The organism is Psychrobacter sp. TB55-MNA-CIBAN-0194 (genome assembly GCF_040309505.1).
Classification (GTDB): Bacteria; Pseudomonadota; Gammaproteobacteria; order Pseudomonadales; family Moraxellaceae; genus Psychrobacter; species Psychrobacter fozii.
On the sequence record NZ_JBEOOW010000004.1, the window covers coordinates 219,372 to 235,616 of the forward strand.

The window sequence follows — 16,245 nt, forward strand, 5'->3', positions numbered from 1 at the left end:
ACGCCATTATATATGGTTATGGTGCTGATGGATACAAGGGCAACGAGTAGATATTTGCCAACATAAAAGCTCAGTAGGACGTGTTAAAATGATGCTTGCACACTCAAATCTATTGAATTTATTAGGGTGTAATTCACCCGTTATGACCCATTATAAACGAAGGCTTTTAGTACGATTCAACCAAAATCATAAGAACTCATTATCTAATACTTTTTTCATTTATTCTTTGATGTAATACCTAGATCTAATATTTAATCCTGCTTATCTAATGCTCATTTACTGAAAATCATCAATAAAAATTCATTTAATGTTTAAGCACCATTTATATTTAAAACTATAAGAGACTCTGCATGACCGTTAAACCATCCGTTCAAAACTCTAATACCTCAAAACTTAATTTATCAACAGATACTGCTTCAAAGAAAGGTGGCTCTAAAGATAATTCTGAGCCATTAACTACTGACCATTTAATGATAGGCGATAGTGTTTATAACTTGGCCGATCATACGCCGATGATGGTGCAATATCTAACCATGAAAGCCAACTATCCACAAGCGCTGCTGCTGTACCGGATGGGTGATTTTTATGAGCTGTTTTTTGATGATGCCAAGCGCGCAGCACATATATTAGATATCACGCTCACTCGCCGTGGTACGGATAAAGCTGGCAACACAATTGCCATGGCAGGTGTGCCGTTCCATGCTGCCGATAGCTATATGGCACGATTAATCGCTGCTGGGCAGACAGTTGTCGTCTGTGAGCAAATTGACGAATCAACCACTGACAGTACGAGTAACAAACCCAATGCCCCTACGATAGGCGATAAGCAAAAGAAAGACAAAAGCAAATCTACTGCTGGCGGTATCATGCGCCGCGAAGTGGTTAAGACTTTGACAGCAGGAACCATTACTGATGATGCATTAATTGCGCCAAATCATACGCCTACTGTCGTCGCCATTGATATTGCCATACCTAGAGCGAATAGCAAACAGCCTCTACAAGCTGCTATTAGCCAAATGGACTTGGCTGCTGGAACATTGACCACGCAGACCCTACGTGCAGATCATGACGATATTGAAAATTTGCAAACGCAAATGCTGACGGTACTCGCACGCTTTGCTCCTAGTGAATGCATCATTAGTGAAGTGCTCAGCGATAGTGTTGGCGATACTGATGCAGCGTGGATACTGTGGTTACGTCAAAATCTTGACTGCCCCATTATAGAAGTCGCTGCCAATGACTTTCATCCTGAGCACGCCAGCTCGACCCTATGCCAGCAATTTGAGGTTCAACGTCTCGATGGATTGGGTATTAGTGATGCACCACTGGCTCAATCTAGCTGTGCAGCGCTCATTCACTATGCACGGCAAACTCAGCAGCGCCACGTGCCACAACTCAATCAGCTAATCGTAGAATACAGCGACGACTATCTGATTATTGACGCCAATAGCCAACAGAATCTTGAGCTGTTTACGCCTGTTAGCAGCAACGGAACTTCATTGATATCGGTGCTGAATCATTGCCAGACTCCTATGGGTAGACGATTGCTAGTACAACAAATGAAGCGCCCACTTCGTCAGCATTCACGTATCAATATGCGTTTGGACGCGATAGCATCTCTATTGAATACAGAGGGTCATTCAACCCAACCTGCTCAAAGCTCAAAAGATAGCTCACTGGTGACAAACTTACGCGAGACGCTACATGCCATCGGTGATGTTGAGCGAATCAGTAGTCGCATCGGTCTGATGAGTGCCAAACCTCGCGACTTGCGTAAACTTGCCGAGGGTATCGCCAGTAGCAATCAACTGACTACTTTACTCAATGAATCAGACATTAGCCATGAGCATGCTGGTCTATTACCGATGCTTATGCAGCAACTGCCAGCTCAGTTACCTGCCATACAATCCGTAGCCGAGCTAATTGAGCGAGCTATTATCATAGAACCACCTGCCCATATTCGTGATGGTGGCATGCTTGCTGCTGGCTATGATGAAGAGTTTGATCGCCTGACCCATTTACATGACAATATCCAAGTGACTTTGGATGAAATGGTCGAGCGCGCCCGTCAAGATAGCCAACTGCCCAGTCTAAAAGTTGGCTTTAATAAAGTCAGCGGCTTTTATTTCGAGTTGCCCAAAATGCAGGCGAAAAATGCACCAGCGCACTTTATCCGTCGGCAAACGCTCAAAAGCAGTGAGCGCTTTATCACGGATGAGCTAAAAGAGGTCGAGACAGAATATCTGAGCGCGCAAACATTGGCATTAACTCGGGAAAAACAATTGTATCAAGAGCTATTAACCATCTTGAGCAGCCATTTAGCCGAACTGCAACAGCTTAGCGCCGCCATCGCACAGATAGATGTGCTGAGTAATTGGGCACAGCTCGCTTTGGATTATAACTGGCAGCGTCCAGTGATGAGTAACGACTCAGAACACACTATAGCTACTCGCAATCAGACCAGTATTGATATCAAACAAGGTCGCCATGTCGTCGTTGAAGCAGCCTTACAACCAACGAATAGCGTTACTCAAAGTAAGGCAAAACACGCTACCCAGTTCGTTGCCAATGATTGTACTCTTGGTCAAACAGTAGGCAGCAATGAAAACCCAGAGCGACTACTAATGATTACTGGCCCTAATATGGGTGGCAAATCGACTTATATGCGCCAAACTGCGCTGATTGTGTTACTCGCTCATTGCGGTAGCTTCGTCCCAGCAGCGAGTGCTCATATCGGTGATATCGATCGTATTTTTACCCGTATTGGCTCGGCTGATGATTTGGCAGGCGGTAAATCAACCTTTATGGTGGAGATGATTGAGACAGCTAACATCCTTAATCAAGCGACAGATAAATCTTTGGTATTAATGGATGAAGTGGGACGCGGTACAGCTACCACTGACGGTTTGGCCATTGCCCATGCCTGTGTCAATCGATTGGTAGAAATTGGCTGCCTGACCTTATTTGCCACCCATTATTTTGAACTGACACAATTGCCGCAGAATGCTGAAAATCTTCAAGCGAGCATACGCAATGTCCATGTTGCGGCCAGTGAGATCGATGGTCAGTTGCTACTACTGCATCAAATCCGCGAAGGTGCAGCAAGCTCTAGCTTTGGACTGCATGTAGCAAAGATGGCTGGTATCCCTACTCAAGTGCTGAATGACGCTAAACGCTACTTATTAGATAACTTAACGGCAGATAATGTAAAGTTAGATGATCTAAAAGCAGAAAACGAACAACCTATTGATGATAAAAATGACTTAGCTAAGTCAGTAAAGGATAAACGTGAACAGGTTTATGATATTGAAACAGAGAAGGCAATCATAAGTATTGATGGTAAAAATCCAAGCATAGATATTATTCCACAACAAAATCAGTTATTTAGCTTGCAAGACGAACTGCACGCCATTGATCCTGATAGCCTGACGCCCAAACAAGCGCACGATTTACTGTATCACCTAAAGAAAATCATTAGTCATTAAAGGGAATTGTCAATTAGGCGTAAAGGCGTTAAAATACGCTTTATTTTCATCTATTCTATTTAGCCCTAAGCCAATAACAGGTAGACACCACTATGACCTTTGTCGTTACAGATAACTGCATCCTTTGCAAATACACCGACTGTGTAGAAGTCTGTCCTGTGGACTGCTTTTATGAAGGTCCAAACTTCCTCGTCATCGACCCTGATGAGTGCATCGACTGCGCGCTATGCGAGCCTGAATGTCCTGCCAATGCCATCTTTTCAGAAGACGAAGTGCCAAAAAGCCAAGAGATGTTTACCCAGCTCAACGAAGAGTTGGCGCAAAAGTGGCCGAATATCACTGAGATGAAAGATCAGCTGCCAGAAGCAGCAAAGTGGGATGGCGTAGAAGGTAAGATTCAGTATTTAGAGAAGTAGTTCGCGCCTTAAAATGCTTGTTTGAAGAATGGCGTAGTATTTTAAGACAATAAAAAACCATCTAATAGCATTTGCTGTTAGGTGGTTTTTTATTACTTACTCTGTAAGTTTAATATAATTTAAAAATTATGATTTTCTATGAGACTATTAAACTTACTATGTAATCTAAGCCATAATTTTTTTAGCTAAGGGGTAGCATAATAGCATTAGTACGCCCCAAGCAACCCAACCATATTTCAATATACTTTGAGAAGGTATAACACCAATACCATTTACAAACAAAGCAATAAGAAAAAAAATAAGAGCACTAATCATCATAGCACCGACAACATATTTCATGATTATCCTTAAATCTATCTGTAAAAAACTTAAGTAAGGCGTCCTACTTATTAAGGTCGCAAATCCACAATATCAAGAACCATACCCTTGCTATCTGTTAATACTACCATATCAAGTACCGTTGCTTTTAGCGGCAGCCAGCCATTTGCATCAGGATAATGATGCAATATGTCTTGTACTTTTTGAGCATTATTATTATTAGTCAATATATTTAACGGTCTGGCTTTGCTTTGGATTACATTAGCTGCCGTTGCAATCTCCTGATAGCTATCGGTTCTATAAATGGTAGGCACTCTCATAAAGAACTCTTTAGGTTTTTCAACTACTTTAGTCGTCTTCTCATCTGAGCCAACAGAATAGACAAATTTGGGTTTCTCAAATAACCCTAAAGACTCTACTGCATTCAGCTCTGCACTGAGGCTCTTTCGAGCCCATTCATTATCAAACGAGCTCACCATCTCGAAGTCATCCACCGCAAATACTAAATAATTTGGCCGACCAGCCTCGACAATATATAGTCCATAGCTCAATGCTGCTATCTGTAGCGCCAATACTACTATCAAATCACGAGCAAGCTCTTGTTTATTGTCTTTATAGACGATAAAGGTCAATAGCGGTGCGACGATTAAATTAAGAGCAATCATCATTAACGCTGTAATCAAAACACCAGTCGCTTGATAAAGATGGTTCGGATACCAAATAAAATAAATGAGCGCAATAATAATAATACTAAGGATTAAGGAATATAATAAATGGTAGCCAGTTAATGCCAGTCTAGAGTGCTGTTTTAAATTTATGATAGACATCTCTCATTCCAGTACAATTTTTGTCAATTGTAGCCTTTTTTATTAGGACATTTAAATACTAGTTTATAGACAATCACCAGTACCTGGCTTAAAACCACGTGTAGAGTCACAGGTCGTACCAGTATTGGTCCAAACCATAATAGAAGTGCCAGCTAAAGTAGGTGTATTAATATAAGTTAAAGCTGTGCCTGCAGTATCTGTTGCGCCAGTAGTTGCCCTGATAACACCGTCTGTCACCGAGGTCAATGCTGTAACGTTGCTAGTAGTCGTAAAGGCAGCAATAGTTGGGATAGAGTTAGCACCGGCGTTACAGCCTACGATCGCGTTAGTAAGAGCGACACATTCATTGACTGCGAATTTGATTGAAGCAAGCTCAGCGGCAGCAGCAGCAGCGCGAGTACGTGACGTATAATTACCATACTGTGGAATAGCGATCGCAGCTAGGATACCTATGATAGCAATAACAATCATTAATTCGATTAAGGTAAAACCTTTTTGGGTAGTCGCTTTCATAGTGTTTCCTTTATATATAGTAATGATATTTGGTCCTCTGTCTATCAATTATAGCTGTATGTTAGTTGATCGCTACTAATCAGCTAAGTTAACGTTTTAGCTGTTTTATGAACTACCCTACCAATAGTATTTTTACAGTTCATATCTGATATCTACCTAATACTCAAAACGCACTTCATTTTGATCTCCTTATATTTAATGGTATAGAGACAACTATATATCGCAATTATTGTGCCATAAGTTATTGATTAAACAGAAAAAAGCCAAACATTATGTTTGGCTTTTTAATCTATCTAATTAAATATTAGATTATGGGCAATCACCTGTACCGGCTTTAAAGCCGCGAGTAGCGTCGCATACTGTACCAGTGTTAGTCCAAACCATATTAGCAGCATTAGCACCAGGCTGAGTAGGCGTATTGATATACGTTAAGTCAACACCTGCAGTGCTTGTTGCTCCAGTAGTTGCAGTGATAACGCCATCAGCTACTACTGGTGCTACAGTAACGTTTTGAGTAGTGGTAAAGTCAGCAGCTGCTGGTATGCCATTCGTATTAGAATCGCAACCTGCGATAGCGCCAGTGAATGCGATACATTCGTTAACAGCTGATTTTACAGAAGCTAGTTCTGCAGCAGCAGCAGCAGCACGAGTACGTGACGTGTAGTTACCGTACTGAGGGATAGCGATCGCAGCCAAGATACCGATGATAGCGATAACAATCATTAATTCGATTAAGGTAAAACCTTTCTGGGTAGTAGCGTTCATAGTACGTCCTTTAGAGTAAGGTGATAACAGATTGATATGCTGTCTCGCTTCATCATTCGTTATCTATTATAAATAATGGTTTGTTAGCATGAGTGAGTAACCCACTCGTCTAACTGTCTTATTTATAATGTTGCAGGTAGTGTGCCAACTTTTGGTCAATACCCAGATTTTCTGATGCAAGCGTCATCACTTACTATGAGCAATCCATACGCTTCTAAAGCTTATATGTCTATCTCTCTCTTATGAAGCCATGGTTAATAGTGCATTAAATATTGGTATCAAAGGCATTGAAGACAGTATTTTGAGTGAATAAGGACATTGGAAATAATTCAACTGTTGGTTATATTTACATACTCTGCTCGATGACAATTTTTGTCTACTTTCTATTGTTACAGTTAAATTGCTGAAAATTGTCAGTTTAAGTGATATTTAGATGTATAAGGTAAAGCAGCATGACATTTTTTGTCAAACTACTGACTCAGTATTATTTACAACCCAATAAAAAAGAGGCAACCTAAATAAGAAAATAATTTAGGGTGACTCTTTAGCGTACTTTGAATATATCTTATTTGTGCCAGATAACAGTTTTAGTCATTCCAGTCATCACCCGTACTACAAGTGGCCGATCGACATTTCGTACCTTGAAAGTCCAAGCTGAGCACCCCGTCAGTAGCCATCTGTCCTCCTACTTCAGGCGTAGCAATAATAGTCCAGTTAGAAGTGAGAGGATTAGGGGTGAAAGTCACTTGATAAAGAGCAGTGCCTTGAGCAGGATAGCTACCGCCCAATCCCGTCACTAAATCATTACTATAGGTGCCTTGCGCCAGCTTGTTAGTTTGGATTTGAGTGGCGATATTTTGCATCTCACTCATCATATCAACACGCTTAGACTCAATGACATAGCGCTGATAATTTGGATAGGTAATAGCAGCTAGCACACCGATGATAGCAATGACTATCAGTATTTCAATTAATGTCATGCCATGCTGCGAGTGAGATGGACTTCTTGATTTATCTAAAGTAACAATCATCACCAGTCCTCCTGTCCTGTACTGCAATCGCTGTCTGCGATGGCTAAGCTATTGTTTTTACTCTGACAACGTAAGCCAGCACTGGTGATCATAATCTCATTAGCATTAGCTGTAATGCCTGTAGGGTTTGGTAGCGCCAACATTTTCCATGTACGCCCAGTACTGCTGTTGACATTAGCGCTAGCAGCACGGATTAAAGAGCTGGCAGTATTGTTACCATCTACAAGGGTAATCAAATAGTGATAGTTTGCTGCATCACTACCATCTGGCACATAAATGGTAGTGTTATCTGATTCATCGTAACTATAGGTAACAGCATTGGTTGTACTATTGATGACTTTTGGTTGAAAGCCCTGATAACTCAACGCTTTCGATCGCCAGCCTTCAAGCTCTACTTGTAACTGTAGCATTTTGGCCTGTGCCTCACGCTCAGCATTTCTCACTACATATTGACGATAGTTGGGTATGGCTATAGCAGCAAGGATACTGATAATCACTACTATAACCATCAGTTCTATTAGCGTAAAACCATGTGCCCCGCTATGTGTTGTCATATTTGCTGTCTTATTCTGATACGACTTGGTCATATACCGCGCCCTATTATGAATACCATTAGAGTCACCACTCATTACTATCGTTTGCCAACAATTATGGTGCTAGCAGTGAATAGTAACTAGAAGCAACCATCACTGCCTGTACTTTTTATACTTTGTACTGTTTACTGCGTTCGCTTGTACCATGTTCGTGGTTGCAAAGTATAACGCTCATTGAATAAGAATTCAGCAGCACTACCATCACCACCTGTGACTGTAGGACGAATAGCTTCGCCTGGATATAAATCTTTGATATTACTCGTATCCTTACTGCCATCGTTACCATAGTTCTCACGATTAGCCGCTTCTATACGCTCAGTCAGTGTGGTCGTTCCGATGAGCACCTTAACATCTGTGTTGTCTTCGTTGTAAGCACCAAGGGTCAATTCTTGAATACCTTGACCAGCAGGAATGTAGCCACCTGTACCAGATATTGAGGTATCATCCATACAGATACCATAAGGTAAGCAATAAAGCTGACGCTCTGAACCACCTGTTATCTGCGCAGCACAGCTAGCCACTGAAGTATTATATTGCTTATCAGGATTATACACTGTGGTATATAACAAGTTATTGATAACAGCACTATCACCTACACCTTTATTATATCTGACATTATTGTAGCCATCGAATCGGGTCAATGGATAATACCAACCTTGGCTAGTACCTCTAATCATATTTGCTTTAGCAGTCGTTTTTACCGCTGTCGTAGGCGCAGTACCAAGAGCAGTCGCCAATGCGGTCAAATCACTTTCAGTTATGTCTTCAACCGTCGGCGAAAAGCCATCACTTAGTACATCGGTATTTGTAATATCCGTATCGATAATGCCATAAACGCGGTTGGCAAAATCATTATCATTACGCAGGGTAGATAAAGGCGCACTACGGTTACCTGAGATAACATTGACCAATGCAAATAGTTGACCGTTGTTAGTAATATTCTCTCCAACGATACCTTCATTACGATAAAAACTCACAACTGGACGCTCATAAAAGCGATATGCATACTTTTTGTTTGCATTACTACTAGGAGCTACATCAAGTATTCGCGTCACTCCTTTATTCGAAAAGTTATTTACTTGAGTAAAACCATTGGCAGCAGGGCGCGCATTTTCAAAGTCTGCGCGGAATACCTGTCCACCTAAGTCTGCAGCATAGAGATGATCCATCAGTCCGTCATTATCTCGATCCAATACTGTAATTTCACCAGTAATACTATGAATCATATCATCTGTTTTAGTATTTCTAGCCACACCGTTTTCATTAGTAGTCGACCACAACAACCTACCAGTTTCAGCATTAATCATATAGATAGCATTCCCTTTAGCAGGTGCTGACGACGTTGGGACATAAGTGTCCTCTTCATAATTCATATCGTAGCCACCACCAAAAACCAGAACATCTATTGGATCTTGGTTTTGTCTCCATCGAATTTTGGCTGCAGTTGGTTTACTCCAAATCTGACCTAGACGAGTGAACCTTCTATTCGTGCTATTAAGATCATTCCTGCCATCTGCAGTAATCGTAAATAAAATTTCAGGCGCAGACACATCCGTAATATCCATACCGTAGAAAGCTTCTCCACCCATACGCAGACCACCATAAGCGAACATGCCTTTACCTGCTGAAGTGTCAACAGTGACTCTAGGATTCGTAATATCTAAATCATAAGTGTAATCTGTGGTCACTAACCATGGTGCATCAACACCAAAGTATGGCTGACCTATCTTATCTATCGTAGAACCATCAACTAGGGCTTTCGGCTGTACTTCCATCATGTATTTAGGAATGATAGCGACCGCTTCTTCACCATTATCGGCATCGACTAAGTGCAAAGCACCATCCATAGATCCGAATAATGCATAATCATCACGTGGATCAATAATACGGCCATTGGTATCCAAAGTCGCACCGTATGATATTGCTGTAGGCTTTGAATGAACGACACCGCCTAAAACTTTGGTCTCTGTGGTCGGTATAGAAAGTATTAAACTTTCAACATCCGTTGTGTCGGTCGGCTGTCCATCATTGGTCAGCACGTTATTAAAGCCTAAGAAGGCTAACAGGCGACGCTTGTTAAGTTGGGTATAAGTGGTCGTGTCTTTTAGTTGATCAAATCCTTGTGGTCTACCACTTCCATTGACACTCAGCCTACGTAATACTGGAGTCGTGTCAGTCGCAGAGGTATCATCCTCAACATACAGTGTACGTACACTACCTAACCCTGCATTTGGCGCTTGTAGTTGTGCATAGACACCACCAGCTGTAATATCGTTATTCGCATTACTGCCATCTACTGTGAAATTAGATGTTTGCCATACATCTTGAGTATCTTCATCAAGATTACCTGCGACATCTTTGTATAGTGGCCTATCACTATTACCAAATAGCGTGCCCTGATCTAAATTATACTTTTTAAGGTTACCGCGCCACGTACTAGCGGCAGAGGCGATATCAGGATCTAGCATCGGTAAATAAGCAAATGGTAACTGGTTTGCAGTGCGATATGGGTCATCAGGAATCGTAATCGTACCAGATGGAGCAGTATCAATTGTATTCACAAGACCTGTGGCAAAATCAACAATACTCGCGGCAATATCTGCAGACTCTTCTGTGTAATAAAACCCACCATCACCGTAGGTTTTGGTTTCATTATCACCTTTGCGCTCGCCGAGCTTGCACAAATTACGAGTATCATTGCCTACACCACTTCCACTATCACAGTCAGTCACTTCTTTTGATTCACCGTCAACTGTGATGGTGCGCGTGCCAGTGAGTCCAGCAAAAGCGCTACCGAAACCAACTGTTGCTGTCTTAATAGGTAAATTAAGAGGATTATTGGCAGTATTACGCAATAAAGCTGCATACTCTGCCATACAACCCCAAGCACCACTGCTACTGCCCCCAGTTAAAGCTGAGCAGCTAGTCACGGATAATGGCGATGAAGAACCTAATAATGAAGTATTCATTACTGCCTTAGACATATCATTACTACTAGCATTGGGTTCACCATCGGTTAATAAATATATTCCGCTACCACTGCACTCCTTATCACTCAAAGGAGATAAGTAACTCTGTTGATCCGTTTTCTTGGATGTATTTACTGAACTATTAAACCCACTGGCAGGGTCAAAACCTTGATAAAAAGTATCATTGCTAAAAAAGTTGTAAGTCGGTACTGTGGATGTATTAGTAGACCAATTACCCCAATTGGTACAAGTATTGACATAGGTATTTAAACTGGCGTCGAACGAGAACGACGTCGTATTAGTATTACACTTTCGATAATAATATCTTCTGTTTGAATATGTTCGCTCCGCAACAACTTTCGTATCCCCTTTCAGAGTAGTCGTACCCATCATATACGCACCCGACTCTGCTAATGCGTGGGCAGTTGGCGTATTACCTGTTGCATTTAGTCCTGTTGCTGCATTAATTAATGTTGTTCGTTGAGATGCAGTTAGCGCCTTAGTAGGCACTAACACCACCCCTGCGCGACCATCCCCATCATAACTATAGTTACCTAAGCCCACCTCATAATCATCAGGTAGAGAACCTGTATCTTTTAGGTTACTACTTGCGTCATAAACCTTATCAGCCAATAGTTCAACAAGTGCTATCTGTAGACGTGTCAATCGAGAGTAACGTATCGTACTTCCAACTCTACAACCATCAGGAGTAAAGTTTATTTCTTGTTGAATACTGGTCGTGTCTATGACGGTATTACCGTTTTCATCCCTGAACAAGCCATCAGCAGCCGACCCATCATCCTGACGTTTATAAATAACCGCTCTGATTTTTTCTGAATTCTGAGAAGTGTAATTACCGTCGCATGAGCTGTAGTCGTTACTTATACTACCACTACCCATACTACCTGAAGTATCTAGCATCATAAAAATAGTTGCAGTGCCTGGTGTAGCTGCCTTGTAGATTTCTAAATCGCCAACAGGCTTTCTAGCTGCTTGTGCAACGGTACCACTAAACCCTAGCAGTACAGCAATAGCTAACGCCTTCACACGCCATGGCTGTCGATTGGATGTCTCATTATTCAGGTGTCTCATGATTTATTCCTTATGATAATTGGGGCGATGCGCTAACCATACTTTTATAGCAGTGACGCTATCTAATGTTGCAAGCTTAGACTAAATATCCAAACTTTTAGCTCGATGGTAACGTACAAAGCAAACCACCACCTGTTCCAAATTCGACACACTTGGTACGCTGTGACTGGTTCTCTACATCGGCTTGTTCATAAATAACAGCACTAGGAACACCTGCAGCTGTCATACAACCACCAATGCTATCCTCACTGTCTGTGACTGTATCTAACCGACTGGTTTGTTCAAAGCAGTTTTTGCTTCCTATTCCGGTATCTGCATAAGCTGGCAATACGGCAGTATTATTGATATCAAAAGTATACGCTTGGCTAGACACTGAGCTACTATCCTGTCCGGTAGTATAGCCTTTGAAAACTTCAGCATCCGCGCTAGCAGGCGTTAACGATATATTAACTTGAGTCATACTGGCATTGCGACTACTTACATAATCTTCTGGCTCAGTAGGATCGCAGTATCCATTATTACTACCCAATACACTGCCACCTGATGATAGGATCGACGTTCTATTGATATCAAAAAATCGATCTCGCGGTCGAAAACAAAAAACGTACTCATCGTCAGAGCTATCGGGATTTAGAATAAAGTATCCAAAAGGCCCTGTTATCGATAACATATCGCCATATATTTCTTCATCACTACTACCATTGATACTTTGCTCGATATTTTGGTTTGCATTATCCGCTGATTGTAACAGTAAGGTATTAATCTGATCACTGGTTGCGAGCCGTAAGTCAGTCGTGCTTTGCTTAACTGCAATAACACCTGCCAATATAATCAAAACTAAAAACAGCAATACCACGATGAGCACAGCACCGTGTTGTGAGGATGGAGATACTTTCGGATATTGATACTGCTTAATATTTGACATATTGCCTCTTCTCATGGTGACACGCTGTTATATTAAAGACCGGTCACTGATATAACGCGCGCGTTACGTAACAAGATAGTTGATTCATAGCTGCGGCGATAGAATGTGTCACGCGTCGCATCAGCTGTTAAATTTTGCTCTGTACCTAATACTGTGAAAGTAGTTTTGTCTTCTGTGTTGATCAATGGTGTGCTACTACGAATAATGACCCCAAGCTTCACAGTTGTAATTGAGGGCTTATCAGTCAACTGTGTATATATATTGGCTGGTAGATACGTTAAGTTGTCTATATCCGTCTGTGCACCTAATAGCACTTGGAACTGATCAACACCTGGTGTGATGATGGTGCCATTGCCATCAAAACTTTCTCCAACTACAACCACACCAGCATCCGTCACCCGTCCGGCATCACAAGCCAGTGCCAAATCATTCGCCGCTGAGTCTGCACGGATAAAATAGCGTTCAACGACCCAGTCATCCGTACCAGACGCTACTTCTGTCCCTTCGCAATCAAACAAAGAGCTTTCAGTAATGTTTTTATATTGAATAGTCAATTGATCACTGGCCACACCGTCCATATTTGACAAACCAACCCAGCCTGCCGAGCCAGTGCTATTCGTAAAATTTACACTATCTGTAGTATTACTCGCACCTAAATTTGTCGTCGTTAGTACAATACCACCATGATTTGTCTCATCCGTAATTTCAATAATAGGATTACCTAGATTGGCGATACGGACATGATCCTCAATACCTTGTAGAGCAAAGATAGCACTATCTTGCACTTCGGAAGCGCTTTGCTGTACTGTCAGAGTGCGTGTATTGATTAGATAGACTTGCATCACTGCAGCCGATATAAGCAGACCTAATACCAAAGATATCATCAGTTCAATAAGCGTAAAGCCCTGCGATCTACTAAACATGCTCATCTTCAGCTCGTTTTTATTATGAATACCATTATAATTACAGCTCATTAGTAAGCCTCCGATATCAAGCATTGGCTACCAGTTTTATAAACCCCATTACTGTCTGCGCATGCTTTGGTATCACCGTCATCTAATAATGCTTTGGTGTCATTCCACGCAGTAATCACACACATTTGCTGCTGGATTGCCTGAGCTGTAGTGCCAGGACACATAGTAACAGCAATATCTATATCCTCATCTGCTGCCATTTTTTTGATCATCAACGCGTCCCTAGCAGCCAACTGATTAATACTACAAGGCTGTTTTGGTGCATTGTTTCCACCTGTTGTTACCATTTCTGTCGATAGGCAGTTATTACCGCTAGCTAGAATACTAATCACGTCACCACCAACGGTGACTGTCTCAGTTGCCGAACTACCGACGATAGCCTGAACGGTTGGCACTGCATTAGAATCTGTAGGAGCGGCATCGCTAAAAGAAGTTGCGCCTCCTGTGACATAAGCCTCAGGATAAGCACGCATGACTTCGGCCAAGTTACGAACCACTGTTAATGACTTAGTCCGAACCAAACTCTCGTCTGTGGCTGTGATTGCCCTCATCTGAAGCGCACTAAAACCGAGCACAGCAACAGATAATAATAAAACGGCTACTAAGACCTCTACTAGACCCACGCCGCGCTGATAAGTTAAAACCTTCATGGGCAAGTGCCTCCTAACTGGCTACTAATATTTGCAACCGCAGTAATGATCGCCTGTCTGGGTGATGCAGAATCATTGCTATCACAAATAGTATAAACCATCGCATCCGCTGTCTTGCTTGACTTAAATTCAATCTGGCTAGCAGTAGATCTGATGGTGCTATTAGCATCATATTGATAAGTAGCGATCGTTTCACTGTCGCTTTCAATAACAATTGTGCCCGCATTAGCGCCATTGTTATTATAAGAAAATGTTATGTCTTGGCGACGAATCATGCTTTCAACTTTGGCTTCTTTCAAAGCATTGAGTAGTGTCGCCGTCGTCGACCTAGCTCTTTGATTAGCCAACTGATTACTTATATTAGGCGCCGCGATACTAACAATAATGGCAAGCACAGCAATGGTTACCATCAGCTCAATTAGAGTAAATCCGGAGCTGCTCATTCGTAAACTGATCGGTAGACTATTTGTAGATGCGTTCACATCAAATCCCTATTTATAACGGCCGTTGTCTGTCTGATAGCGATGCTAAGTTCCGCTGAAAGCTTTAATCATAGACTCATATTTTTATAGTGTTTTCGCTAAACTTTTTATGCCTATGAAATATAAAACCTGCAATTTTTATTCCATAATTTTTAGTTGCTATCTAATAACGAAGTAATAGCGGATGCGTCAATAGTACAAGCTATCTAGAACTCGTTATTTTTATCGTATTATTCAATTCAGCGGTGAGAGAAGTGTTTTGTTGATAGCCAACAAATTACTATATACAGTTTTCACAATATAGCGCTAAGGTAACAAATTAGCAACATATTAGTATATTTCGAGTAGGTGAAAGTAGCTATTAAGGCTGGCTTCCATGTGCTAACGCATAGGCAGACAGGAGATAGTTGGTATGACTTTGGTTATCTAACGTGGTTGCTTTTGGTACAGACAGTACACGTCCTAATGCCTGTAAGCTGGCGCCTGTGGTCGCAACATCGTCGAATAGTAATAAGCGTTTGACGGGTAGATTTTCTATCAATACAAAGGCATTGTCTAAATTACTTAAGCGCTCAGCACGCGTGAGTCCTTGCTGACTAATAGTATCGTCAACTCTCATCACGCCGTGCCACAATGGTATCCGCCAGTGCTTGGACAGTTGTGCCGATAAAATACTCACTGGATCGAATCCACGTTTGACCAACCGTTGATTGGTCGTTGGCATTGCAACAATCACGCTATTATCATGATGACAACCACGCGGTCGTGGTAACTGACGTATGGCATGCAGCAGTATTGGCAGTTTGGTTATATCTTCGTGATGTTTAAAGGCTCTAACGGCTTGACGAATCGGATAGTCATAATAGGTGGCAGCCTGAATAGACAATGAAGTACCAGCAGAAATATCAACTTCGAAAGGCTTGGGTAACCAAACGATACTATGATGACAGTGAGCACATAGTAGTCCTCTATTTAAGAGGTGATAAGCTTGTTGGCTCAACTTGGCAGAGAGGGAGTTATTATTTGAAGGTCTAAAGACTGTATTGGTATTTAGGAAGTCATTACTATGTAGCGATGATTGGCTTTGTAACAGTTGAGACTGTGGTGAGCTACGATAAACACGGCATAACTGGCAGCGTATATTTAGATACTCTGCCAGCCACAATCCAGTTTGGTACGGTGCTAATCGCCGCATAAATTACTGT

Annotated in this window: 14 protein-coding genes; 2 read left to right on the top strand and 12 right to left on the bottom strand. The window is 41.7% G+C overall.

Going from position 1 to position 16,245, the window contains the following annotated elements:
* The first annotated feature begins 350 nt into the window (after positions 1-350).
* Both mutS and fdxA read left to right on the top strand, forming a co-directional pair.
* Positions 351-3,485: a DNA mismatch repair protein MutS gene (mutS, locus tag AAEY75_RS06610; protein ID WP_352259155.1), complete on the top strand. Its 3,135-nt coding sequence runs from the start codon at positions 351-353 to the stop codon at positions 3,483-3,485.
* Between the two features lie 92 nt (positions 3,486-3,577).
* Entirely contained in the window at positions 3,578-3,901 is a 324-nt protein-coding gene (gene fdxA / locus AAEY75_RS06615; RefSeq protein ID WP_110921842.1) for a ferredoxin FdxA, read from the top strand.
* 165 nt (positions 3,902-4,066) lie between these two features.
* Here fdxA and AAEY75_RS06620 read toward each other — a convergent pair whose 3' ends face one another.
* The 12 genes from AAEY75_RS06620 to AAEY75_RS06675 all read right to left on the bottom strand — a co-directional run bounded on the left by AAEY75_RS06620 (position 4,067) and on the right by AAEY75_RS06675 (position 16,235).
* Positions 4,067-4,240 (bottom strand): hypothetical protein, encoded by a 174-nt coding sequence (locus AAEY75_RS06620; protein WP_352259156.1) that lies wholly within the window; start codon positions 4,238-4,240, stop codon positions 4,067-4,069.
* A 50-nt stretch (positions 4,241-4,290) separates the two neighbouring features.
* A complete protein-coding gene (gene tfpZ / locus AAEY75_RS06625) occupies positions 4,291-5,046 on the bottom strand; it encodes a TfpX/TfpZ family type IV pilin accessory protein (protein ID WP_352259157.1) in 756 nt (251 codons plus the stop codon).
* 63 nt (positions 5,047-5,109) lie between these two features.
* Positions 5,110-5,559, bottom strand: coding sequence for a pilin (locus tag AAEY75_RS06630; RefSeq protein ID WP_352259158.1), 450 nt, complete (start codon positions 5,557-5,559; stop codon positions 5,110-5,112).
* Positions 5,560-5,868: 309 nt separating this feature from the next.
* Positions 5,869-6,324 carry a pilin gene (locus AAEY75_RS06635; RefSeq protein ID WP_352259159.1) on the bottom strand — a complete coding sequence of 152 codons (456 nt, stop codon included), beginning with the start codon at positions 6,322-6,324 and terminating at the stop codon, positions 5,869-5,871.
* Positions 6,325-6,911: 587 nt separating this feature from the next.
* Positions 6,912-7,355 (bottom strand): type IV pilin protein, encoded by a 444-nt coding sequence (locus AAEY75_RS06640; RefSeq protein WP_352259160.1) that lies wholly within the window; start codon positions 7,353-7,355, stop codon positions 6,912-6,914.
* Positions 7,355-7,942 carry a type IV pilin protein gene (locus tag AAEY75_RS06645; protein WP_352259161.1) on the bottom strand — a complete coding sequence of 196 codons (588 nt, stop codon included), beginning with the start codon at positions 7,940-7,942 and terminating at the stop codon, positions 7,355-7,357. The genes AAEY75_RS06640 and AAEY75_RS06645 overlap by 1 nt, the downstream gene beginning before the upstream one ends.
* A 131-nt stretch (positions 7,943-8,073) precedes the next feature.
* Positions 8,074-12,009 carry a pilus assembly protein gene (locus AAEY75_RS06650; protein ID WP_352259162.1) on the bottom strand — a complete coding sequence of 1,312 codons (3,936 nt, stop codon included), beginning with the start codon at positions 12,007-12,009 and terminating at the stop codon, positions 8,074-8,076.
* Between the two features lie 97 nt (positions 12,010-12,106).
* Positions 12,107-12,934: a pilus assembly protein PilX gene (locus tag AAEY75_RS06655; RefSeq protein ID WP_352259163.1), complete on the bottom strand. Its 828-nt coding sequence runs from the start codon at positions 12,932-12,934 to the stop codon at positions 12,107-12,109.
* Positions 12,935-12,966: 32 nt separating this feature from the next.
* Positions 12,967-13,908, bottom strand: coding sequence for a PilW family protein (locus AAEY75_RS06660; protein ID WP_352259164.1), 942 nt, complete (start codon positions 13,906-13,908; stop codon positions 12,967-12,969).
* Positions 13,908-14,558: a type IV pilus modification protein PilV gene (pilV, locus tag AAEY75_RS06665; RefSeq protein WP_352259165.1), complete on the bottom strand. Its 651-nt coding sequence runs from the start codon at positions 14,556-14,558 to the stop codon at positions 13,908-13,910. Before pilV ends, AAEY75_RS06660 begins: the two co-directional genes overlap by 1 nt.
* Entirely contained in the window at positions 14,555-15,040 is a 486-nt protein-coding gene (locus AAEY75_RS06670) for a pilus assembly FimT family protein (protein ID WP_352259166.1), read from the bottom strand. Before AAEY75_RS06670 ends, pilV begins: the two co-directional genes overlap by 4 nt.
* A 361-nt stretch (positions 15,041-15,401) precedes the next feature.
* Positions 15,402-16,235 (bottom strand): ComF family protein, encoded by an 834-nt coding sequence (locus tag AAEY75_RS06675; protein WP_352259167.1) that lies wholly within the window; start codon positions 16,233-16,235, stop codon positions 15,402-15,404.
* Between the last annotated feature and the right edge of the window lie 10 nt (positions 16,236-16,245).

Excerpts from the sequence above, each read along its gene's own strand:
- mutS (WP_352259155.1), top strand. The coding sequence starts at position 351 with ATGACCGTTAAACCATCCGTTCAAAACTCTAATACCTCAAAACTTAAT.
- fdxA (WP_110921842.1), top strand. The coding sequence starts at position 3,578 with ATGACCTTTGTCGTTACAGATAACTGCATCCTTTGCAAATACACCGAC.
- AAEY75_RS06620 (WP_352259156.1), bottom strand. The coding sequence starts at position 4,240 with ATGAAATATGTTGTCGGTGCTATGATGATTAGTGCTCTTATTTTTTTT.
- tfpZ (WP_352259157.1), bottom strand. The coding sequence starts at position 5,046 with ATGTCTATCATAAATTTAAAACAGCACTCTAGACTGGCATTAACTGGC.
- AAEY75_RS06630 (WP_352259158.1), bottom strand. The coding sequence starts at position 5,559 with ATGAAAGCGACTACCCAAAAAGGTTTTACCTTAATCGAATTAATGATT.
- AAEY75_RS06635 (WP_352259159.1), bottom strand. The coding sequence starts at position 6,324 with ATGAACGCTACTACCCAGAAAGGTTTTACCTTAATCGAATTAATGATT.
- AAEY75_RS06640 (WP_352259160.1), bottom strand. The coding sequence starts at position 7,355 with ATGATTGTTACTTTAGATAAATCAAGAAGTCCATCTCACTCGCAGCAT.
- AAEY75_RS06645 (WP_352259161.1), bottom strand. The coding sequence starts at position 7,942 with ATGACCAAGTCGTATCAGAATAAGACAGCAAATATGACAACACATAGC.
- AAEY75_RS06650 (WP_352259162.1), bottom strand. The coding sequence starts at position 12,009 with ATGAGACACCTGAATAATGAGACATCCAATCGACAGCCATGGCGTGTG.
- AAEY75_RS06655 (WP_352259163.1), bottom strand. The coding sequence starts at position 12,934 with ATGTCAAATATTAAGCAGTATCAATATCCGAAAGTATCTCCATCCTCA.
- AAEY75_RS06660 (WP_352259164.1), bottom strand. The coding sequence starts at position 13,908 with ATGAGCTGTAATTATAATGGTATTCATAATAAAAACGAGCTGAAGATG.
- pilV (WP_352259165.1), bottom strand. The coding sequence starts at position 14,558 with ATGAAGGTTTTAACTTATCAGCGCGGCGTGGGTCTAGTAGAGGTCTTA.
- AAEY75_RS06675 (WP_352259167.1), bottom strand. The coding sequence starts at position 16,235 with ATGCGGCGATTAGCACCGTACCAAACTGGATTGTGGCTGGCAGAGTAT.